The organism is Streptomyces sp. NPDC050610, from assembly GCF_040654875.1.
Taxonomy (GTDB): domain Bacteria; phylum Actinomycetota; class Actinomycetes; order Streptomycetales; family Streptomycetaceae; genus Streptomyces.
Genome location: NZ_JBFAIV010000036.1, coordinates 65,525 through 86,571, shown reverse-complemented (window position 1 = coordinate 86,571; position 21,047 = coordinate 65,525). Strand labels below are relative to the sequence as shown.

Sequence of the window (21,047 nt, the reverse complement as noted above, 5' to 3'; positions counted from 1 at the left end):
ATGCGAATGCCATGGCGCCGACGGCAGGCCGGGCGCTCACGACGGCTCCTCGACCTCGCGGGTGTGGAGCCAGGATCGGCGAAGGACATCAACGGCCCGGACGTCTGCCGACAGATTGCCTTTCGGGCGGCCCGCAAGGACTGCGGCACGACCGCCGAGGTTCTGGCGGTCATCGAGGAACTGCTGGAGGACGAGGCCGAATACGAGTTCGTTGTCACACTCCTGGAGAACCTCCAGAACGTCGTATCCCACGGCCTCGACGCGTTTCGGTCTCCCGACGAGATGCGCCTGCTGCTGGGCCCCCGAAGCACGATCTGCTGGGACAGCCTGACCAGCTTCTGGGCCGCAGTAGCCGCCTGGAGGATTGCCACCGGTGCGTCGCTGGAGTCTTCCGCCACGCTCCTCAGCGCCCAGAACGAGGACCTGCGCACGCTCCTGTGGACGGTGAACCGAACCCTCTCCACTGGCGAGAAACTCGGGATCGCTGACGCCGTGCGCTACGAGAAGGCCGCCGGGTCGCCCATCCCCGGATTCAGCCACATCGCGGTCGCGCTGCGCATCACCGGGCAAAGCGGCCTCTGAACCCCCAGCAGCGGCAGTAGGGGGCGATACGGCACGGTCGGGTTGCGCACGACAGACAGCGATGCCTCGCGGGTCAGGCTCCGAAGGCGGCGGCCGCCGACACGCTGGAGATCAGGATCTCCGCTCTCACTGCACCTCCGACCCGATGGCCCTGCGCTGCCGCTGTGAGCTTTCCCCGCTCCTCGCCTGCCTCATCCCGGCCTTTCCGGTTGCTTCGCCCGCCGTCCGACGGTTGGATCACCGTGGGGAGAAACGACGGAGTGCATGGACCGGGGAGGGGTCGGTGTGAGTATCGCCGGGGAGGGGCTGAGGCTGACGGCCTCAGGGATGATCAAAGCGTCGATGGGGATGGTCGACATCGTCATGGTGGGGACGCGCGACACCACCATCGCCGTCAGCGGCGAGCTGGCGAAGCAGAAGGGCATGGCCGGGGACGACGATGCCGGGCACGCCTTCGCGAGGGTCTACGGGCCCGCGGCGGCCACGACGCTCGACCAGATGGGCTTCAGCGCCTACGTGATGGGGGCGACCGGCAAGGCCCTGATGCGCACCGCGCGCGAGTTCATGGCCACCGACCGGCAGATCGCCGCGCTGCTGGGGGCGCAGGAGGATGCGACCGAGGGCATGGGCGACCCGGGGGCGGACTGCACCCAGGCGTTCCTGCGGCTCGGTGAGGAGCTGCCCGAGGTCGTCGGGGACACGGCCTGGTACAAGCAGTACGTGCCGGGCGGCGGCGACCGCTACCGCGGCGATGCGGGACGGGTCCGGGAGGTCGCCGGGACGTGGCGGCGGGCGGCGGGGCTCGTGGGCCGGTTCCTGCAGGACGCGCAGGCCAGTGCACGTACCGCGAACGCAGCGCATGCCGGTGAGGCGGCGACGGCGTTCGACCAGTACTTCAAACGCACCGTCGGGTTCGGCGACCCGCCCGAGCACGCCCAGGAGGACGAGCCCCTCGTCGCGAACCTGGTGGCCGCCTGCACCCAACTGGCGAAGGCGTGCGACCAGTACGCGGACCACATCGACGCCGCGCTGCGGGTCGCCCTCGCCCACAAGGCGGACCTCTTCCGTATCGACGCCCCCTGGGACGCGCCGATGTTCGGCGGCAACGGCGACGACGGCGGCCTGCACCTCGCCGTCACCGGCGACCCGCACATCCACGCCCTCGGCGACGTTGCCCACGCGCTGGACGCCTCGCAGGGGCGGGTGACGGTGCCGGGCGGCGGGCCCCAGCCGCCGGGGTGGCATCCGCCGATGATGCCGGCGCTGCCCCCGCTGCAGCCCGCGCCGCTGATACTCGCCTCTGCCCCCGGCGGCATGCCGGGCATCGTCCCGGCAAGCTACAAGGTCCCCGACCCCAGCGTTCCCTGGGTGCCGCCGCTGCCGCCGGCGCCGGTCCCTCCGCCCGTGCTCCTGTCGCCGGCGGAGCGGAAGGAGTTCACGACGTGGGTCAACTCGCTCAAGCCGGCCGGGTTCGCGGGCGCCGGCACAGATCCGTCCAAGCCGGAGAACGCCTACCAGCTCCGGGTGGCCGGGTACCCGGAGCGGCTCGTGCCGCTGCCCAAGGCGTTCGAGAAGGAGACGATCTCCGCCGACGGCATGCGCGCCGACGACGGCATGATGATCGACGCCAAGTATGTGAAGAAACCCGACTGCGAGGACAAGTCCGTCTGGCGCAAGCCCTCCACGTTCGAGGAGGAGGACGAATACAAGGCCGACGGCACGAAGAAGTGGAACAGGAAGGACGTTCTGGTCGGCAGGGACAAGTCCGAGCTGGAGAAGTACCGCCAGGCGATGCTCGAACACAAGCAGCTCCGCGGCCTTGAGATCATCACCAACGACAAATCCGCCACAGCCTATTGGCAGACCTTGATGGCCCTTCAGGGCGTCAAGGGCAACTCCCGCTACGAACCGTAGAACCGCGCCGCAAGGAGGACCCTGTGCCGAATTCCGACCTGGACGACTACGAGACCACCTATCTCACCTACGCTCCCGGCCCGGACCCGCACGCGTGGCAGCTCGGTCTGGAGCGGCTGGGCGACGCCCTCAAGGAGGCGTTCCCGGGAGCCCGTGCCCGAGTCCGGCAGGACGATGTCCACGGTGGCGAGCCCTACCTGTCCTTCTGGGCCACGGCCGATGATGGCACGGTGTTCGACGGGGCCGCCACCGTGCACGGCCGTGACTGCCTCTACCTCGTCGACATCGCCGCTCCGCAGGCCGCCGTGTTCATCGAATGGCTGCGTGACAGCTTCCTGCCCAAGCCCGATTCCATTCTCTTCACCACGGAACTGGCCATGGAAGCGGGCATCGAAACCGACTGGCACATCCCCGCGGAGGGCGGCCGGGAGCAGATCGCCGAGGAACTGCTGCACCACCTGGAGATCGCCGAGAACGCGTAGGCGGCCATCGGCCCGCATGGCCCCGCACGCTTCGGATGACTTCCGGTATTCACCTGTGGCCGGCGTCTGGGTCCGGCGTCAGGGGCTGGGGGCCGCCTCGGCTGCACGCAGCATCTTCTTCGCACGGTCGCGAGCACGGGTGAGCATGCGACGGACGAGATCCCGGTCACCGTCCAGGATGCCGCGGACATCGCGACGCACACTCTCGTATCCCGCGGCGGCCTCGGCTGTATCGATCTCCAAGCGGGCCTCGGCCGCCCAGGGGCGTAGAGCAGCGTCAAGAGCGGCCAGGCGCCGATCCGGGGACGCGTGCTCGACGGCTGCTGTGCCCGTCGAATCCGGGCGCCCGTTGAGTTGGTCGATGGTGTCTCGTATCTCGGCGACCAGCAGGTCGGGGGTGAGGTAGCTGTGGGGCTCGCTGAAGGTCCAGCTGGCCAGTTCGAACGCGGATGCCTTGGCGCCGTCCGGCAGGGTGGTGGCTACCCGGCCGCTGCGGAGCTTGTTCTGGAACTCCTCAAGGGTGACCAGTTCCCAGCAGTCGATGAGCCCGTCGGCGTAGATGAACAGGTCGGTGAGGAAGTGCGTGCCGCCGTTGCGGATGAAGGCGTGGCGCCAGGTGCCGGGTACGCGAACACCGTCCACCGTGCGGTGAGTGGTCTTGTTGCCGATCATCCGGCGATTGTGGCGCAGCTGCCGCTGCGGGGTCGGGGAATTTCCGCACGGTCGAAGGCCCTCCGAGGACGGTACGGCGGATTGCGCCCCGATCGCCGATGAGGTGACCGGCGAGGTGCGGGTGCTGTCCGAGCGGTGCTCGACCTGCATCTTCCGGCCGGGCAATCCGTTCCGGGCTGCGATGCCGGAACGGATCCGAAGCATGATCGCCGATGCCGTCGTCGGCGAGCACAGCGCAGCGGTGCTCCCGAAGAAGTGTTCGTGCGATCATCTTCCACGTGATCGAGATCGCCGTGAGCTTCCTGCTCGGCTCCGGGGCGGGAGCGCTGCTCTTCCGATGGCGGGCGTTACGAGACGACCCCAGGTCCGAGGCGGCACGGCAGTCGGTGACCGCCTTCGGCGAGGAACTGGCTGCCCTGGACTTCGACCCGAGCGGCCAGCACGCCACCCCCGCCGTTCTGGAGGAGTACCGGGCGGCCCTGGCCGCCTACGAGCGTGCCTCCGCCGGGCAGACTGTCTCCGGCATGCTGGCCGCGTTGCACGACGGCCGCGTCGCCATGATCCGCTTCGCGGCACTGCGCGATGGCCGTCCCGTCCCCATCGAAGCCGTGCCGCTTCAGGTCCCGGCCTCCCGACCGCGCCCGCAACCCGTCACCGCTCCCGGGGAACGCCACGTCAGCAGCGGTCGCACCAACGGCCCGACGGAAGTGCTGATCGACCGGCCCGAGCCCGCCCAGCCGGCCATCCTCGAACTGGACGTGCTCGGCTACGAGCACCTGCACGTCGCACCGGTGGTGCGCACCGAACAGGAAACCACGATCGGATACAGGCTGGCCGAAACCTCCTTTCAGCGCGAGTACCACGGCCGCCATTATCTCCCCCCTCACCTCACCCATCTGCGCGTCACGGCCCAGGGCGTGGGCAAACGCCACTGGATCGCACGCATCAGGCCGCTCTTCGACGCCACTCCCCTGGCTGCCGAACACCAGGGCCAGAACGCCGAAGTGCTCCGCTACGACGGCGGTCCTGCCCTATTCACCGTCCAAACCCGGGGCCAGTCGACCTGGACGATCACCTACAAATGCGGATGCCTCCGCCACTGGATCGACTGCGACTGCCCGAACGTCGACTGGCCGGACGGCATACCCGGCCGGACACTCGACACACAATTTTGCGGAGGCGGTGAGCTCATCACACTCCGCCTGCCCCGCGCGGGATACATAGCACTCGACTGCTCCGACGGCTCCCCTACCGGCTCCTGGTACCTGACCACCAAGCCGGTCGACGTCCCCGAGCCGCCTCCCGCACGGCACGGTGAGGACTCCTTGCAAAGAGACCTTGGTGTGGCGCGGTGGATGGGGAAGGTGATCTCCTTCCTCGGGGGTAAGGACGGCCCGGCCAAAACCATGGGAGACCGGTGACGGGTTACGGGCACTCATCGAGCCGTCACCGCCCCAGCACCGATACCGGTCTCCGGGCCGCAAACGCATCGACGACCGCAGAACGCTGCAGGCCGTCCTCCTTCGTTCTGTACACCGGTCACTGACCAGACGGAGAACCTGGGTGCCAGGGGTATCCGGTTGGATGAGCACGTGACGGTCTATGACGTAGCTCGCCAACTGCCCTCCATCGCCGACCTGCGGAACCTGTGCCGCTCACTGGCGATGCTCGATGCGATCCTGAGTCCGGACTGGGAAGGCAGGTACTACTCCTTCAATGCCGGCTGGTCCGACGGCGAGGAGACGGCCTCGATGCGCAACGGGTCGGGGAACGAGTACTCCATCGTCTTCTCGGCGGCCGGGGCCTACGTCCGCGGCTTCGACCACGAAGCACCGATGAGCCCGTACGCCAACGACGGCGAACCCTGGCCGGGAGTGGTCGACGAGGTCCCGGAAGTCTTCAGCCGCTTCGTCGAAGAGCCGGCGTTCACCGACGAGGACGACGTCCCCGTCGTGACAGCCTGCCTCTGGCGGGCAGCGACGGACGACCACTGGCAGCACGGCACGATCGACTTCCCCACCAGTTGCTCCGACCCCGACGGGGCAACCGGCCTGTTCGAGCTCCTGATCGACCGTTCGCCAAAAGCGTTCCAGCGCTTCGCCGAGGACTACTACCAGGTTCCCGTGGACCTGGAAACGGTCCGCGACGTGTATGACCTGCGACCGCTGAACCAGAAACTCGTGACATCACTGAACGCGAAAGTAACCCTTGCAGAGCTGGCTGAGGACCTCGCAGAGATCGGCTATCCACAGCAGGCCCGGGACACGATCTGAAATTCAACTGTCGTTAGGATCATCAGGCGGCGAACCGGATCATCGCGAGGACTGCAGCGATCAGTGTGAGGCAGGCGAGGAAGATGGGAGCCGTACGGCCATTGGCCGGCACGTTCCGAGCCAGCTGTGCACGCCGAGGGTTGCGGCGGTCGTAGAGCACGTCCGCCATACCACCTATCTGCACCGGGGGAAATTCGGAATACCCGGCATTGAAACTGATCCGGCGCCCGTCTTCCGTATTGAACTCCATAAGGATGCCGACTTTCCCGTCTTTGCTCGCCGAATGGTTTACGCATGTGCCGGACACCCGGACGCCTCGCCTCCTCAGGAACTCTCTGGGTATATAGATGGCAGATACCCAGACGAAAAGCACGGCCATCACTATCAGGGTTCCATCCAGATTCCTCTGCAACATGCCACTACCCTTCAGGTCAATTCACATCAGTTATGGCCGCGGCGTCGAACGTTCCAGAGACCTCCGCGATGGCGGGCTGCGTCACCCGGTCCCGAGCGATCATACGAACCGCTTCGGCGCCGCCCCGCCCACCGGTTCGATTGATGCAGATCGGCCCGCAAAGGAGCGATGAGGACCCGCATCTACCGACTCCTGGACCAGATCACCGGCGTGTTGGTACCCCTCGTAGGGGTGATGAGGGCAGGTTAAGGGGTCGACCGCGGGAAGGAGATCCGGCGGCCGGCCGGTAAGGACTTGTAATGTCCTTATGGCAAGTGGTGCGGGAGAGCCGGGTGCGGCGTCGCCGCGGGGGCCGGTCAGTCCCGCACCGAGTGCCGGCCCACGTCGGCCAGCGCCTTGGGGTGACGGTCGCAGGAACGGGACGATGATCACCAGGGTCGCGAGGGTGAAGACCGTAAAGGCGGCGCGGATGCCGAACCACTCGGCGAGCACACCCACCAGCCCGGCGCCCACCGGCATCGCGCCCCAGCTGAAGAGTCGGGCGGCGGCGTTGTAGCGGCCGAGCATGCTGTCGTCGACGAGTCGCTGGTTGATGGTGCGGGAGTTGACCGTCCACAGGATGCCGCCCATGCCGCCGAAGAAGGCGCCGCCGGAGACGACCCAGAGGTTGGTGGAGAGGACGGGCGTGGCCACCATGACGGCGGTGCCGAGCAGGTCGGCGAACATCGACCACCGGCGGCCCAGCACCCGGTTGATCGTGGTGACGGTCAGCGCGCCGAGCATTCCGCCCGCGCCCAGGGCGCTGAGCAGGATGCCGTAGCCGCGGGCGTCCAGGCCCATCCGGTCCGTGGCGATCAGCGGAATCAGCGCCAGCCAGGCGCCCCAGCAGGCGGAGAGCACGGTGAGGGAGAGCGCCATCAGCCGCAGCAGGCGGTGCTGCCACAGGAACCGGACGCCTTCGCGCGGGTCGTATGCCACCGTGCGCCGGTGTGCGAACAATCCCTCCGAGCCATCATCAGGGGGATCCATCCGAGCGGAGGAGCACATCATGGGAGAGCACCGTAAGCCGGACCCCGACCCGGGCCAGGGCACCCCGCCTCCCGGCAACACCGACGGAGAAGTGAAGCCTCCGCCGCCGCCCGGCGGCACCCACCGGAAGTAGCATCGCCGTGCCCTACGAGGAACACCGCCGGCGCCTGGACGAGGCCATGACGTCCGGCGGCCGGTGGCCCGAGCGGTCCCCGTGGACCCGGCAGGCCGTACGGGACCTCCCGCGCCACGAGTTCACCCCGGACCGGCTCTGGGACTGGACCGGCGAACATTACGTCGCGGTCGACCGCACCGCCGCCCCCCAGCGCTGGGCGGACCTCGTCTACGCCGGGCCCAGCGCCTCAGCCGTCACCCAAGTCACCGACGGCCGGGCCACCTCCAGCCTGTCCTGCCCGGCGATCGTCGTCGACATGCTGGACTCGCTGATGCCGGAGCCCGGCCACCAGGTCCTCGAACTCGGCACGGGCACCGGCTGGAATGCCGCCCTGCTCGCGCACCGGGCCGGCCCCGGCCGAGTGGTCAGCATCGAACTCGATACGCAACTCGCCGCCACCGCACGACGAACCCTGGCGGCAGCGGGCGCCGAGGTCATGGTGGAGACCGGAGACGGCGCGAAGGGCCGGCCCGCAGCCGCCCCGTACGACCGTGTCGTCTCCACCTACGCGGTCGACGAGGTGCCCTGGGCCTGGGTGGAACAGACCCGGCCGGGCGGCCGGATCGTCACCCCCTGGGGCCGACTGGGACACGTGGCGCTCACCGTCGCCGACGACGGCGCATCGGCGACCGGCTGGATGCAGGGCCTGGCGACGTTCATGCCCAGCCGCGGCACCGATCAGGGCAGGTCCTGGCACCAGGTCCGCGGCACCGGCACACCCGCCGAGCACCCCCTCTACCGGGACCCGCGCCCCCTCCACGAAGACAGGAATCTTCTGTTCGCCCTGCGCGTCGCGCTGCCCGACGTGCAGCTCATCACCCGGGCCGACGACGGCGTCACCGTCTGGGCACACGACGGCCACTCCTCCTGGGCCACGCTCACCGCGCCGGACACCGGACCCATCACGGCCTACCAGGGCGGACCACGGCGGCTGGACAAGGAAATCGAGCACGCCTGGCAGCAGTGGACGAAGGCCGGCGCGCCGGGGCTGTACGACTTCGGCATGACCGTCACACCGCACCGGCAATTCGTGTGGAGCAACGACCCGACAACGGGCCCGCAGTGGACCACGGTGCCCGCAGGTAACTGAGCCGCGCGGCTTGCGGCACGGCGTGGAACCGGGCAGCGTGGGTGCGAAACTCTCAGCGTGCCGCTGTGCCGACGGTGATCGGAGCGAGACGACCACAACCGCGAGCGATGCCCGGGGCGGCGCGGACGAGGGTGTCGATGAGGCCGGAGCCGCTGTGCGCGTCGACGGCGGCTACTTTGAACACGCGGTCCGTCGGTGCCAGGCCAGTACTCCCACGTCCAGGACACAGGCGAAGTCCCGTTGGAGCATGCTGTGGGTGGCTATGGAGGTCTGAGCGGGCTCTGGGCCACTTCTTGTGGAGTCGGCCGCCGCTACATCGACAGACAGCGACTGCCCCCGCACTGCGCAGGCCAGTCGCCCTTGCCGTAGGCACGCGTCCACGCGCAGCGTCAGCACCACAAGAAGTGGCCCAGATCTTCTGAGCGGGAGTCGTTTCGCGGCGTGTCGGGGAGTCGCTGAGCACCTTTCGGCATGATCATCGCGACTCCAGCAGCGTCACCGCCACCGGCCGCCTCCGCGCCGCCTCCGCCGCGACCACCACCGGCTCAGCCCCGCGCCTGCCGCCGCGCGGCGCGTCCACCCAGGTCAGCCGCGGATACACCGGCCCAATCGCGGACACCGCCGGACCGCCGGCGTACGCCTGGAGGAGCTCGGCGCGCTGCCGGGCGGGCAACGTCGCCGACAAGAGCACCACCGGTACCCCCAGCGCCCCCAGCCACGCCAACACCCCCTGCAGCAGACCGGACATATAGGTGTCGTAGGCGTGCACCTCGTCCAGCACCACGACCTTCCCCGCCAGACCCAGCATCCGCACCGCCACATGCCGCGACGCCAGCCCCGCCAGCAGCAGCTGATCCACCGTCGCCGCCACCACCGGCGCCAGCAACGCCCGGTACCGGCCCACAATCCACTGCGAGGCCACCAGCCCCGCCCCGCACTCCCCGACCCCCACCGACCCCTGCAACAGCGCCCGGTACTCCTCCTGCCGGGCCGCCTTGCCGTGCGCCAGCGCCACCGTCGTATCGGCCCCCTGCCGCTCCAGCCGCCCCAGGATCCGCCGGAAGATCTGATTCGCCGTGGCCTGCGCCGGCAGCCCGAAGAACACCCCGTTCGCCCCCAGCCGCCCGGCCAGCACCTCCGCCGCCACCAGCGCCGCCTCCGTCTTGCCCTCCCCCATCGGCGCCTCGATCAGCAACAACCCCGCCCCCGGCGCCGAGCACACCACGCCATAGACCGCCTCCTGCACCGCCCGCGGCGTCTGCCCGAACCGCGAGCCGTACAGCGCCGCCGCCCCCATCACCGCACTGCCCCCATCCGGCACCCAGGCGGACCGCACCCCCATCACCGCGCCCGCCCGGCGCACCCGGGCCGCCGACATCTCCAAGTACCCCTGCGGCAGCCTGCCCTCGTAGGGGAACAGGTCCTCGTTGCTGGCCAGCCAGTCCGCCAAGGTCACCACCCCCGCCTGCACCAACTGCACCGGCACCGACGGCACCCGCGCCTGCCACTCCCCCAGATACGGACGCGCCCCACTGACCAGCACAGCCGCCTCATACACCTCACCCTGCACCGACCGCCACGCCCCCGCCCCCCGGCGCTTCAGGGTCAGCCGCTCCTCCAGCCAGTTCACCGGCGGAAAGTTCCCGTGATGCCCGGCCAGCGTCAGCCCCACGAACTCCGCCGCCCCCTCATCCCACCCCTGGCCGCACAGCACCTCGTTGACCAGACGCCCCGACAACCACCCATGCGGCAACACCCCCCTGACCGACAAATCCACCGCCAGCCTGGCGGCCACCAGCTCCGCCTGAGCTTCCCCCGGCGTGCGGGACCGGGCAGGCCGGCGTGGGGGCCTGCCGGGCCCCCACACCGCGCCGTTGTCAGGTCGCGAGGCCGCGGATCACCGCCGCCTTGTCGATCTTGCCGAGAGCGGTGCGCGGGAAGTCGCGCAGCACCCTTATCTCGTCCGGCAGTTTGAAAGCGGCAAGGCCGCGCCCGGTCAGGTGGGCGTTCAGGTCGGCTCGGGTGGGCGGTGCTCCGCGGGGTACGACGCAGGCGCAGGAGCGCTCGCCCAGGTGCGTGTCGGCCAGTCCGACCAGTACGGCGTCGTAGACCGCCGGATGGGTCAGCAGGTGGTTCTCCACCTCCTCGACGGGAACCTTCTCGCCGCCCCGGTTGATGACGTCCTTCAGGCGTCCCTCCACTACCAGGTGCCCGGACGGCAGGCGCCGCGCCAGGTCGCCGGTGCGGAAGAAGCCGTCCGGGGTGAAGACACGGGCGTTGTGCTCCTCGGCCCGGTAGTAGCCGCGCATGGTGTAGGGGCCGCGGGCCAGCAGTTCGCCGGTGTCGCCGTCCGGCACGTCCGCGTCGTCGGGGCCGACGACGCGGATCTCGTCGTCCGGGCTGAGCGGGCGGCCCTGCGTGTCGAGGACCAGTGCCTCGGGGTCGTCAAGGGCCGTGAAGCACAGCAGGCCCTCCCCCATGCCGAAGACCTGCTGAAGCCGGCAGCCCAGTTCCGGGGTGACGCGCGCCGCGGCTTCGGCCTTCAGCCGGGACCCGCCGACCTGGAGGAGGCGCAGGCTGGACACATCCTCCTCGGCCCATTCGAGGGCTTCGAGCCACAGCAGGACCAGGGAGGGAACGAGCGAGGTCATGGTGACGCGTTCGCGCGCGATGAGCCCGAACGCGGCGTCGGGGCTGGGGTTGGGGCACATGACGACGGTTCCGCCCGCGTCGACTACGCCCAGCATGCCGGGGCAGGCCAGCGGGAAGTTGTGTGCTGCCGGCAGTACGGTGAGGTACCGCGTCCGCGCGGTCACCCCGGCGACGGCGGCGCTCGCGGTGGCGTTGTACGCGTAGTCGTCGTGGGTGCGGGGGATCAGTTTGGGGGTCCCGGTGGTGCCGCCGGACAGCAGCAGGACGGCCACGTCCGACGGATCGGGACCGGGGGGCAGCGGCAGCGGCCCGGTGGGCAGCGACGCCAGCGGGGTGAATTCCTGCGCCTCGCCGGCCACGATGACGTGCCGCAGACGCGGGGCGCCGTCGCGTACCGCGCGGGCGAGCGTACGCGCGTCGAAGCCGAGATGGGTGTCCGGGACGACGTAGGCGACGGCCTCGGACACCGCGAGCAGGTTGGCGATCTCCGCCTCCCGGTGCGCGGGCAGGGCCATCACCGGTACGGCGCCCAGCCGGAAGAGGGCGAAGGAGAGTTCGACGAACTCGGCCGTGTTCGGCAGATGTACCACCACGCGGTCGCCGCGGGCTATGCCGAGGTCGTGCAGTCCTGCCGCCAGCCGGTCGGCGCGTACGTCGAGTTCGTGGTACGTCCATCGCCGGCTCTCGTCCACGAGGGCGAGCGCATCGGGCGTGGCGGCTGCCCGGTCGCGCAGCAGGGAGCCGAGGGTACGGCCGCGCCAGTGTCCGCGGGCGCGGTAGCGCTCGGCGTACTCGGCGGGCCAGGGAATGAAATCGTCGGGCATGGTCAGACCTCCCTCGGGACGACGTGGGGTGCGACGCTGCGGAGCTTCTCGCAGGTCTCCTCGTACTCGCGGGCGGGGCGCGAGGCGCCGATCACACCGGCCCCGGCCCGCAGCCAGGCCCGGCCGCCTCGCTGGTAGACCGCGCGCAGCACCAGGGCCGCGTCGAGGGTGCCGTCGCTGGAGGCGCGCAGGACGGCGCCCGCGTAGGGGCCGCGCCGCTCGCTCTCCAGCTCCCGGATGAGCCGCCGCGCGGCCTGCTTGGGGATGCCGGACGCGGTGACCGGCGGGAAGACCGCGCCCAGGGCGTCCCATCCGGAGTGGTCCGGGGCGAGGTCGGTGACGACGCGGGAGGCGAGGTGCTGGACGCTGCCGCGCGGTTTGACGGTGAGGAACTCCGTGACGCGGGTGGTGTCCGGCGCCCCGATGCGGGTCAGTTCCTCCACGGCGAGCCTGACGGACATGGCGTGCTCGTGCACCTCCTTGGGATCGCGGTGCAGTTCCGCGCGCAGGACCGCGTCGGTGTCGGCGTCGCCGGTCAGCGCGCGGGTGCCGGCCAGCGGCTGGGTGGAGGCGGTGCCGTCGCCCGGTGCCTCGATGACCGTCTCGGGGCTGAACCCGGCCGTCTGGAGGCCGTCGAGGTCGAGCAGGAAGGAGCGTGCGGGCGTGTTGGCCCGCCGTCCGGCGAGGTACGTGGCGGGCATGTCCACCCCGAACGGCACGGTGACGGTGCGCGACAGGATGACCTTCTCCAGGCGGCCGGCGGCGATCTCGGTGACGGCGCGGGAGACGTGGTCGTGGTACTCGGTGTGCGGGGTGTGGACGTCGACGGGCGCGGGGGCCGGTGACCGCTCGTCCTTCCAGGGTGCGGCGTCGAGGAGTTTGGCGACGCGGCCGATGACCGCGGGGTCGGCCGAGCGGATGGTGGCGCCCCGGGGCGTGAGGGTCAGCTCGGTCGCCGGAACGATCAGGTGTCCCAGGAGGGTGTCCGCGCCGGGCGCGTCAGGGGGGAGGGACGATGCCTCGTGGAGGCCGCCGTCCCCGAGTTCGAACGCGAGCCAGCCGTACGCGTTCCACTCCCCGGGCCCGATCCGGTCGAGGGCGGAGCGGATGGCCCGCCAGGGGTTGCCGGTCAGGGGGCTGGTGGTCTCGGCCGTACCGGTGCCGCGGGTGCGTACGCCGCGGGCGTCGACGAGGATCTCGGCGCGGGCGTCGCCCGCTATGTGCCAGGTGCCCTCCTGTTCGTAGACGACGTAGTCGCCCAGCAGTCCCGAGGCGGCGACGCAGGTGGCGGCGGCGAGGGGGTCGAGAGGACCTTCGACAGAGGTGTGGTGGTGCTGTTCGGTCATGGGTGGGTTCTCCTGGGTCAGCCGTGGCGCGGGGTGCGCAGCGGTGCGGCCACGAGGTCGGCCACGCGGGCCACGTTCGGTTCCTCGATGCAGCTGAAGTGGTTGCCGTCGACGACGGTGACGGGCAGGTCGTCCAGGCACACGTCCCGCCAGAAGGCGAGGGTGGTGTCGTCCATGCCGGGGGCGAAGCCGGACGCGCCGCCCGGCAGCAGGAAGCGCATGTCCCCGGCGTACGGGTCCAGGTGGACGCGGGCGCTGAGGAAGCTCTGCCGGAAGACGGCGAACATGGCCGCGACCATCTCCGGCGGCACGTCCTGGCCGCCGGCCGCGGTGGCGGCGCGGGCGTACGCGGCGAACCGCTCGTCGCGGGTGTGGGAGGCCAGGTGACGGAAGAAGGCTCCGGCGCGGTCGAGTTCGAGGTCGCCGCCGACCTCGGAGAGCGCGCCGTGCGGCACCTTGCCTCCGTTGGCCTCGACGACGTGCATGAACCCGCGGACGACGGTGTCGCTCCCCGGGTCGCCGTAGCCGGTGTCGGCGAGGGAGATGTGCAGGTTGGGGACGAAGAGGATCTCGGTCATCAGGTCGTCCTCGACGTCGACGACGACGGGGTGGCTGCTGATCAGGACGAGGTCCTCGATGATCACGCCGCGCTCGTCCAGGCGTCGGGCGACCTCGGTGGCGTAGAGGCCGCCCAGGCAGTAGCCGATGAGCTGGACCCGGTCGCGGCCCTCGGCCAGGAGACGTTCGGCGTAGTCGTCGGCGGCGCGTTCGACGACGGTGGCCGGGTCCTGTCGCAGGTAGTGCTCGGTGTCGTCGATGACGACGCCGAGGACGGGCCCGAGATCCTGGGCGACCAGGCGCGCCGCCAGCGGGCGGTAGCAGTCCATGGTGCCGAGTCCGGCGTGGAACATCACCCGCAGCGGGCCGTCGCCCGTGGTGCTGAAGGGCACCAGGGCCGCCCTGCTGCCCGGAGCCCGTCGGGCCTGCGGCACCGCCTCGTCCGTCCACCGCCCGTCCCGCTCGCGCAGGAACGCGGCGAGGGCTGCGACGGCGGGGTGGTTGAGGAGGTGGCGCAGCAGGGTGTCGAAGGGGACACCGGCCGCCTCCGGGACCTCCTCGCGCAGGCGGCCGGCCATGCGCGCCATGATGAGGGAGTCGGCGCCGTGGTCGTAGAAGTTGCCGGTGCGGCCGACGCCGCCTCGGGGCAGGGCCTCGGACCACAGGGCGATCAGCCGGGTCTCCAGTGCGTCGGCGCCTTCGTCCTCCCCCGCCGTGGTCGCCGTGCCGGTGTCCGCCGGGGCGGTGCGCCAGCCGGCGAGTGTCTTGCGGTCGACCTTGCCGTTGGCGGTGAGCGGCAGCGCGTCGGCCACCTGGATCTGGGTGGGGATCATGGGGGCGGGCAGGCGGTCGCGCAGGAAGGCGGCCAGTTCGGTCTCGGTGACCGGGGTCCGGTCGCCCTTGATCCGGGCGGCGAACAGGTGGAGGTGCTGCGCGGCGAGCGGGTGGTCGTCGCCGGGCAGGGTGAGCACGTCGTGCACGCCCCCGTCGCGCAGCAGGCCGAGCCACTGGTCGCGGTCGAGGTAGGAGGTGCCGCCGAGAGCGCGGTCGTCCTCGGGTTCGGTCATCATGAACGCCTGCGAGGCGAGGATCCAGGGGTGCTCGCGGGTGGGCTCGGTGAAGACCAGCAGTCCGCCGGGGGCGGTGAGTTCGAGCAGCCGGCGCAGGGCGGCCCGGATGTCGCGGGCGTTCTCCAGCACACCGGCGGCGAGCACGATGTCGTACCCGTTCGGTGCGAGGCCCTGGGCCCGGTGGTCGGTGTCGACGTCGAAGACGCCGAAGGTCGGCTTCGGGCGGTCGCGGTCGCCGAAGCGGCGGCGCGCTTCCGGCAGGAAGAAGGCGGCGGCATCCGTGAAGTGGTAGGTGCCGTCGCGGGCGGACAGGGCTTCGAGGGCTTCCTCGGTGGTGCCGCCGGTGCCGGCGCCGACCTCCAGGACGCGCAGCGAACGCTCCTCAGGGTGGGCGTCCGCAGCCTGTACGAGCAGGGTCCCGACGGCGCGGTTGAGGTAGCGGGCCGCGGCGTTGCGCCGGTAGAGAGCGTGGGCGGTGTGGAAGTCGCCGTCGGGGAAGAGGAGTTGGACAGGGTCCTGGCGGCCGGTGAGCAGGTCGGGCAGGCGGTCGGTGTGGCTGCGGACATAGGTCAGGACGTCACGCGAGGCGACCTGCTCACTCCATGCCTTCTCGGCTCGTTCCCAGAGTGCGGCGGCTGTGGACGCCTCGGGCGCCCCGATGTCCTGGGCGGCCAGGACGTCGAGCCAGCGGCGCACCAGCCAGTGGTGGCGCGGCTCGACGCCGGCCCGTTCGAGATCCTCGGCCGTGGGGAGCCCGGCGGGCGAGGGCAGCAGGCCGAGCTCGCCGAGGGCGCCGGCCATGGCGGCCAGGACGGCGTCGTCGAAGGCGTCCACGTGGGCTGTCATCTCGTCGTGCCCGAGGCGCGGCACGGCGGCTTCGGCGGCAGCGGCGACCCCCGCGGCCGGTAGAGCGGGGACGGCGGCCGTGCGGGCGGGCTCCACGGCGGCGAAGAGCGCCCGGCCGGCGCCCTGGCCGTCGACCACGGCGGCAGCCGCGGCGACGGCGGGGTGCTCCTGGAGAGCGGTCTCGATCTCGCCCAGTTCGATGCGGTGGCCGCGGACCTTGACCTGGGTGTCCTGCCGGCCGAGGAACTCGATCTCGCCGCCGGGCAGGTAGCGGCCCAGGTCACCGGTGCGGTACAGGCGTTGTCCGCCGGCGGGGTGGGTCAGGAAGCGGTGGGCGGTGGCCTCCGGGTCGCCCAGGTATCCCTGGGCGAGGCCGTCGCCGCTGATGTACAGCTCCCCCGGGACCCACACCGGCCGGTCCCGTGATTCGGCGTCGAGGACACGGAATCCCTGGTTGGCGAGCGGCAGACCGTACGGGACGCTGCGGCGGCCCGCGTAACTTCCGTCACATACATGGTAGTTCGACCAGATGGACGCCTCGGTCGCGCCCCCGAGGGCCACGGTGCGCAGTTTCGGCAGCAGGGCGGCCAGCGTGTCGGGGAGGGTGACGGGCACCCAGTCGCCGGAGAGCAGCGCCAGGCGGAGCGTGGACAGGTCGTGGCCGGGCCCGGACTCCAGGTATGCGGCGAGCATGCCCATCAGGGCGGGTACCGAGTTCCACAGGGTGATGCCGTGTGCCTCGATCAGTTCGGCCCAGTGGGAGGGGTCGGTACGGCGTTCGGGTTCGGGCAGTACGAGGGCGCCGCCCGCGGAGAGCGGGCCGAAGATGTCGTACACGGACAGGTCGAAGCCGAGGGCGGCCAGGCCGAGGACGCGGTCGTCGCCGGTCGTGCCGAAGCGGCGGCCGATGTCGGCGAGGGTGTTGAGGGCGGCGCGGTGGCTGATGACGACGCCCTTGGGCAGTCCGGTGGAGCCGGAGGTGTGGATGACGTAGGCGGGGGCGTCGGGGTCCGGGCCGGTGATCGGGGCGGTGGGCGCCTGCGCGGGCGCCAGGGTGTCCACCGCGATGACCCTCCGGGCGGCGCTCGCGACGGCGCCGGCGCTGTCCCCGGCGGCGGTGGTCCAGGACTGGGTCAGGAGGTGGCGGACCCCCGCGCCGTCGAGCATGGCCGCCCGGCGCAGCGGCGGCTGGTCGGTGTCCATCGGGAGATAAACGGCGCCGGCCAGCAGGGCGCCGAGGACGGCGGCGATCTGGTCGGGGCCCTTGTCCATGACGATCGCGACGTGGTCGCCGGCCCGGCAGCCGTCGGCGCGCAGCCGTTCGGCCACGGCGGCGGCCCGGCCCGCGAGGTCGCCGTAGCTCAGCCGCACACCGGGGGCGATCACGGCGGTGCGGTCGGGTTCCTCGGCGGCGCGGGCGAACACCTCCTGGTGCAGCAGGCCGTCCGGCAGGGGCGCGGCGGTGTCGTTGGCGCGCCGGCGCTCCTCGGACTGCCAGGCGGGCAGCGCTGCCGGCTCCTCGCCGTCCCAGAGCTCGTCACGGCCGGCGAGGGCCCGCAGGTACGCCTCGAAGGCGCCGAACATGTCGTCCGCCATGCCGTCCGGGAAGACCCCCTCGCGGACGTCCCAGTTGACCTGGAGCCCGTCGGCGTCGTCCATGGCCTGGCAGTCGATGAACACCTGCGGAGTCTGGGTGACGCCCGCTCCGTCGAGGCGGCCCTCGGCCCGGCCGCCGTCGCCGTCGTCGCCGAGGCCGATGGCGCTGGTGAAGACGATGGGCATCAGGGCCGCCTCGCGTCCGCGGCGGCGGGCCAGTTCGCGCAGCACCTCCACGCCGGAGCAGAGGCGGTGGTCGAGGTCGTCGAAGAGCCGGGCGGACAGGGCGCGGGTCCGCGCGGACAGCGACGCGCCCTCTTCGGGTTCCACGGCGAGCAGGCTGACCGTGGTGAAGTCGCCGACGACCCGGCCGATGTGCTCGTGCAGCGGCAGCCGGTTGAGGACGGTGAGGTTGAGCGTGAACCGGGGGCTGGAGCTCCAGCGGGCGAGCACGGCGGCGTAGGCGGCCAGCACGGCCGAGGACGGGGTCAGGTCACGGGCCCGTGCGCGTTCCTTGAAGTTCTCCCAGTCCTGTGCGCCGAGCCGCGTGAACCGGCGGGTGAAGCGCCCGGGGGCCCCGGTGGCCTCGGGGGGCGCGGCGAGCGGAAGGTCGGGGGCGGGCGGGAGGTCGTCGACGCGGTCCAGCCAGTAGGCGCGGTCCCGTTCATGGGCCGGTGAGTCGCGCAGCGCCCGTTCGGCGAGGAGGTAGTCGCGGAAGCCGATGTCGATCGGGGGCAGTGCGGCGCCGGGGTCGGCGTGGAGCTTCTCGAACTCACCGAGCAGCAGCCAGATGCTGGCCCAGTCGGCGAGCAGGAAGTCCATGGACAGGTGGAGGACGGCGCGGGAGGGGGTGCGGGTGAGACGGACGTCGAACAGGGGCCAGGCCAGGGTGTCGTAGACGCGGTGGCCCATCTCGTCGCGGGCGCGGCGCAGCAGCGGCTCCGCGTCCCGCTCGCGCTCGGCGCGCTCGGCGGGGACGCGGAGCCTGGGCGTCTCGGGGAGCACCCGCTGGTGTCCGGTGGGGTCGATGACGGCGCGGAGCATGTCGTGCCGGGCCACGAGGCGGTTCCATGCCTCTTCGGTGCGCTCGGCGTCGAGGTCGGGGTAGTTGACCTCGATGTAGACGTGGCAGGCGACGCCGCCGTAGCCGAATGCCTCGTTGCGGCCGAGGAGGTAGGCGGACTGGACGTCGGTGAGCGGGAACGGTTCATGGCGGGCGTCCGGGTCGGCGACCAGGTGGGCCGCGCGGGCCTCGGCACGCAGACACTCCAGCACCGCGTCCTTGTGCTTCTTGAGTTCCCGCAACCGCTCGGCGGACAGGACGCCCTTGGGCGCGCGGTAGCGCAGGGAGCCGTCCTCCTCCCACAGGTGTACGCCGGACTGCCGCAGGCCGGCCATCAGTTCTGCCGGGTGTGAGGTGGGGATCGTCATCGGTCGGACTCCTTCGCCGTGGCCGGCGGGATGTTGGCGTTGAATCGGAAGAGGTTGCCGGGGTCCCAGTCGGCCTTGACGCGCCGCAGGCGTGCGTGGCCGGGCTCGCCGTAGGCGGCGCGCACCCACTGGTCCTCGGGGTCGGGCAGCAGGTTGACGTAGGGCCCGCGGGAGGCGGGCTGGAGGGCCTGCCAGGCGCTGCGCGCAGGGCGGATGTGGTCGGCGCTGTCCGCGTCGCCGTACCACTGGGCGCACAGTTCCACGAACCAGCGGGCGTCGCGGTGGGCGAACGCCGTGGGGCCGGCCGGGGCCCGTGAGATGGCTCCGCCCAGGGCGCCGACGACGGCGGAGAAGTTCGGCCCGCCCGCCTCCCAGTGGTCGATGAGCAGGTCGATGGTGTGGTCGGTCAGTTCGGGGAGGAGTTCGCCCCGGTTGTAGACGTGCTGCCGGTCCGCGTCCGGGGGCGAGGGCAGCAGGCGCTGGTACGCGGTGTAGGCGAGGCGGGTGACGCCGTCGGCGGCCGGGCGGACCGGGCCCTGGCGCAGGGGCGCCAGCACCTCGTCCGCCTCGTCGGCGGGGCCGAACCAGCTCGGGATCAGTACGACGCAGCGCTCGAAGTGCAGGTCGGTGGGGATGAACGGCAGTGGAGGGGCCGTCCAGACCAGGGTGACGAGGGAGGCGGCGTCGGGGGCTTCGGCGAGCCAGTCACGGGCGGTGCGCAGGGCGGCGCGCGCCTGGTCTGCGGGGTGGACGAGAGGGCCGGCGACGACGCCGTCCACGGGGTGGAGCCGGTATCCGAAGCGGGTGACGACGCCGAAGTTGCCGCCGCCCCCGCGCAGTGCCCAGAACAGGTCGGGGTGGGTGTCGGCGTCGGCGCGCACCTGGCGCCCGTCGGCGGTCACCAGCTCGAAGAAGGTGACGTTGTCGCTGGTGAGGCCGTACTGGCGGGACAGGTCTCCCACTCCGCCGCCGAGGGTGTGGCCGGCGATGCCGACGTCGGGGTTGCGCGGGCCGGGTACGGCCAGCCCGGACTGCTGGGTGATGTCGTCGAACTCGCCCCAGGTGAGGCCGGGTCCGGCGACGGCGGTGCGGGCGAGCGGGTCGACGTCGAGGTGTTTCATGCCGCCGAGGTCGATGACCGCGCCGCCGTCGCAGGTGCCCCACCCGGCCACGTTGGCGCCGCCGCCGCGCACGGCGACGGGCAGGCCGTGCCGTCGGGCGTGGGCGAGTACGGCCGGCACGTCGTCCGGGTCGGTGCAGCGGGCGATCAGGGCGGGGCGGTGGTCGGCGCGCGCGTTGCGGACGCGGCGGGCCCGGTCGTAGCCGGTCGTGCCCGGGGTCAGGAGCCGGCCGCGGAATCCGTCGAGTGCCGTCATCCCTCCTCGCCCTCCCGGGCCGGTGCGCTCAGGACGGCGCCGTGCGTCCTGCCGGGGTCCAACGGCCCGGTGAGCCCGTCGATCCCGACAGCGAGGACTCCGGTGGCGGGGGCAGGCTCGACGATGAGCGGACCGCCCGGATCGAGGTGTACGGCGAGCCGGTCGAAGGCCGCGCGGTCGCGGTCGGACACCCCGTAGCGCACCCGGCCGATGCGGCGGGCACCGTTGGGATGGCGCACCGTGGCGGGCCGCTGCGGCGGGTCGTAGGAGGAGACGGCGAAGGGGAGTTCCGCCGGGCGGGTGGCGAGGAACTGGTAGCGCACGAGGGCGCCGTCGGGGGGCTTGCGGCGCCCGTTCATGACGCGGGACACGCGCACGCCCCCGTCGCGCAGGGTCGTGTGGACTCCGGCGAGGGCGGTGTCGTCGGTCTCCAGGGCGAGGTCGCGCCAGCCCTCTCCGCGGCGGGCCCAGCGGGTCAGCCGCTCCCCCGCCGCGCGGCCGTTGACGGCGGCCATCGGCCATCTCAACAGGCGGAACGCGGAAGGTAGTTGGAAGAACTCGATGAACGGGCCCTCCTCGAACCAGAGCAGGGCGTTGTGCGCGCGCTCGGGGGCGCTGCCGTACACGACGGTGAAGCCGAGCGCTTCGTAGTCCCGCACGACAGCTCCGACATCGTCGACTTTGCACAAGACATGGCTGCATCGCAGCACGGTGGG

The 21,047-nt window shown here is 71.6% G+C and carries 15 protein-coding genes and 1 pseudogene; 7 read left to right on the top strand and 9 right to left on the bottom strand.

From position 1 onward, the window contains the following. The 3 genes from AB0I22_RS32665 to AB0I22_RS32655 all read left to right on the top strand — a co-directional run. Positions 1-582: hypothetical protein (locus AB0I22_RS32665; protein ID WP_363134607.1), on the top strand; the 582-nt coding region annotated here is incomplete at its 5' end. A 285-nt stretch (positions 583-867) separates the two neighbouring features. Continuing rightward, a complete protein-coding gene (locus AB0I22_RS32660; protein WP_363134606.1) occupies positions 868-2,496 on the top strand; it encodes a restriction endonuclease fold toxin-2 domain-containing protein in 1,629 nt (542 codons plus the stop codon). Positions 2,497-2,519: 23 nt separating this feature from the next. Further along, a complete protein-coding gene (locus AB0I22_RS32655; RefSeq protein WP_363134605.1) occupies positions 2,520-2,978 on the top strand; it encodes a hypothetical protein in 459 nt (152 codons plus the stop codon). 78 nt (positions 2,979-3,056) lie between these two features. On the opposite strand, the gene AB0I22_RS32650 is transcribed toward AB0I22_RS32655, so the two are convergent. Next, on the bottom strand, positions 3,057-3,650 hold the full coding sequence (locus AB0I22_RS32650) for a hypothetical protein (RefSeq protein ID WP_363134604.1): 594 nt from the start codon (positions 3,648-3,650) through the stop codon (positions 3,057-3,059). 278 nt (positions 3,651-3,928) lie between these two features. On the opposite strand from AB0I22_RS32650, the gene AB0I22_RS32645 reads away from it, so the two are divergent. From AB0I22_RS32645 to AB0I22_RS32635, 3 genes and pseudogenes are all read left to right on the top strand, one after another. Then, on the top strand, positions 3,929-5,071 hold the full coding sequence (locus AB0I22_RS32645) for a hypothetical protein (RefSeq protein ID WP_363134603.1): 1,143 nt from the start codon (positions 3,929-3,931) through the stop codon (positions 5,069-5,071). After that, a pseudogene (locus AB0I22_RS32640) lies at positions 5,043-5,190 on the top strand (IS5/IS1182 family transposase); the annotation flags it as partial. The gene AB0I22_RS32645 and the pseudogene AB0I22_RS32640, both read left to right, overlap by 29 nt. Before the next feature lie 52 nt (positions 5,191-5,242). Continuing rightward, positions 5,243-5,923, top strand: a complete 681-nt coding sequence (locus AB0I22_RS32635; RefSeq protein ID WP_363134602.1) for a hypothetical protein — start codon at positions 5,243-5,245, stop codon at positions 5,921-5,923. A 22-nt stretch (positions 5,924-5,945) separates the two neighbouring features. On the opposite strand, the gene AB0I22_RS32630 is transcribed toward AB0I22_RS32635, so the two are convergent. Continuing rightward, positions 5,946-6,338, bottom strand: coding sequence for a DUF3592 domain-containing protein (locus AB0I22_RS32630; protein WP_363134601.1), 393 nt, complete (start codon positions 6,336-6,338; stop codon positions 5,946-5,948). A 99-nt stretch (positions 6,339-6,437) separates the two neighbouring features. Further along, a complete protein-coding gene (locus AB0I22_RS32625; protein WP_363134600.1) occupies positions 6,438-7,316 on the bottom strand; it encodes an MFS transporter in 879 nt (292 codons plus the stop codon). Positions 7,317-7,507: 191 nt separating this feature from the next. Between AB0I22_RS32625 and AB0I22_RS32620 the strand changes: the two genes are divergently transcribed. Then, positions 7,508-8,632 (top strand): methyltransferase domain-containing protein, encoded by a 1,125-nt coding sequence (locus AB0I22_RS32620; protein WP_363134599.1) that lies wholly within the window; start codon positions 7,508-7,510, stop codon positions 8,630-8,632. A 475-nt stretch (positions 8,633-9,107) separates the two neighbouring features. Here the strand turns inward: AB0I22_RS32620 and AB0I22_RS32615 are convergent, their stop codons facing one another. From AB0I22_RS32615 to AB0I22_RS32590, 6 genes are read right to left on the bottom strand one after another with little or no spacing between them, the layout of a single operon-like run. Further along, positions 9,108-10,499: an HD domain-containing protein gene (locus AB0I22_RS32615; RefSeq protein ID WP_363134598.1), complete on the bottom strand. Its 1,392-nt coding sequence runs from the start codon at positions 10,497-10,499 to the stop codon at positions 9,108-9,110. A 10-nt stretch (positions 10,500-10,509) separates the two neighbouring features. Next, positions 10,510-12,108: an AMP-binding protein gene (locus tag AB0I22_RS32610; RefSeq protein ID WP_363134597.1), complete on the bottom strand. Its 1,599-nt coding sequence runs from the start codon at positions 12,106-12,108 to the stop codon at positions 10,510-10,512. A gap of 2 nt (positions 12,109-12,110) precedes the next feature. Next, positions 12,111-13,454, bottom strand: coding sequence for a salicylate synthase (locus AB0I22_RS32605; RefSeq protein ID WP_363134596.1), 1,344 nt, complete (start codon positions 13,452-13,454; stop codon positions 12,111-12,113). A 17-nt stretch (positions 13,455-13,471) separates the two neighbouring features. Beyond that, entirely contained in the window at positions 13,472-18,955 is a 5,484-nt protein-coding gene (locus AB0I22_RS32600; RefSeq protein WP_363134595.1) for an amino acid adenylation domain-containing protein, read from the bottom strand. Next, complete coding sequence (locus AB0I22_RS32595) at positions 18,952-20,331, bottom strand: FAD-binding oxidoreductase (protein ID WP_363134594.1); 1,380 nt, start codon at positions 20,329-20,331, stop codon at positions 18,952-18,954. Before AB0I22_RS32595 ends, AB0I22_RS32600 begins: the two co-directional genes overlap by 4 nt. Beyond that, a complete protein-coding gene (locus tag AB0I22_RS32590; RefSeq protein ID WP_363134593.1) occupies positions 20,328-21,041 on the bottom strand; it encodes a VOC family protein in 714 nt (237 codons plus the stop codon). Before AB0I22_RS32590 ends, AB0I22_RS32595 begins: the two co-directional genes overlap by 4 nt. Positions 21,042-21,047 lie beyond the last annotated feature (6 nt).

Coding starts and splice junctions, on each gene's coding strand:
- AB0I22_RS32630 (WP_363134601.1), bottom strand. CDS start 6,338: ATGTTGCAGAGGAATCTGGATGGAACCCTGATAGTGATGGCCGTGCTT.
- AB0I22_RS32650 (WP_363134604.1), bottom strand. CDS start 3,650: ATGATCGGCAACAAGACCACTCACCGCACGGTGGACGGTGTTCGCGTA.
- AB0I22_RS32605 (WP_363134596.1), bottom strand. CDS start 13,454: ATGACCGAACAGCACCACCACACCTCTGTCGAAGGTCCTCTCGACCCC.
- AB0I22_RS32600 (WP_363134595.1), bottom strand. CDS start 18,955: ATGACGATCCCCACCTCACACCCGGCAGAACTGATGGCCGGCCTGCGG.
- AB0I22_RS32610 (WP_363134597.1), bottom strand. CDS start 12,108: ATGCCCGACGATTTCATTCCCTGGCCCGCCGAGTACGCCGAGCGCTAC.
- AB0I22_RS32595 (WP_363134594.1), bottom strand. CDS start 20,331: ATGACGGCACTCGACGGATTCCGCGGCCGGCTCCTGACCCCGGGCACG.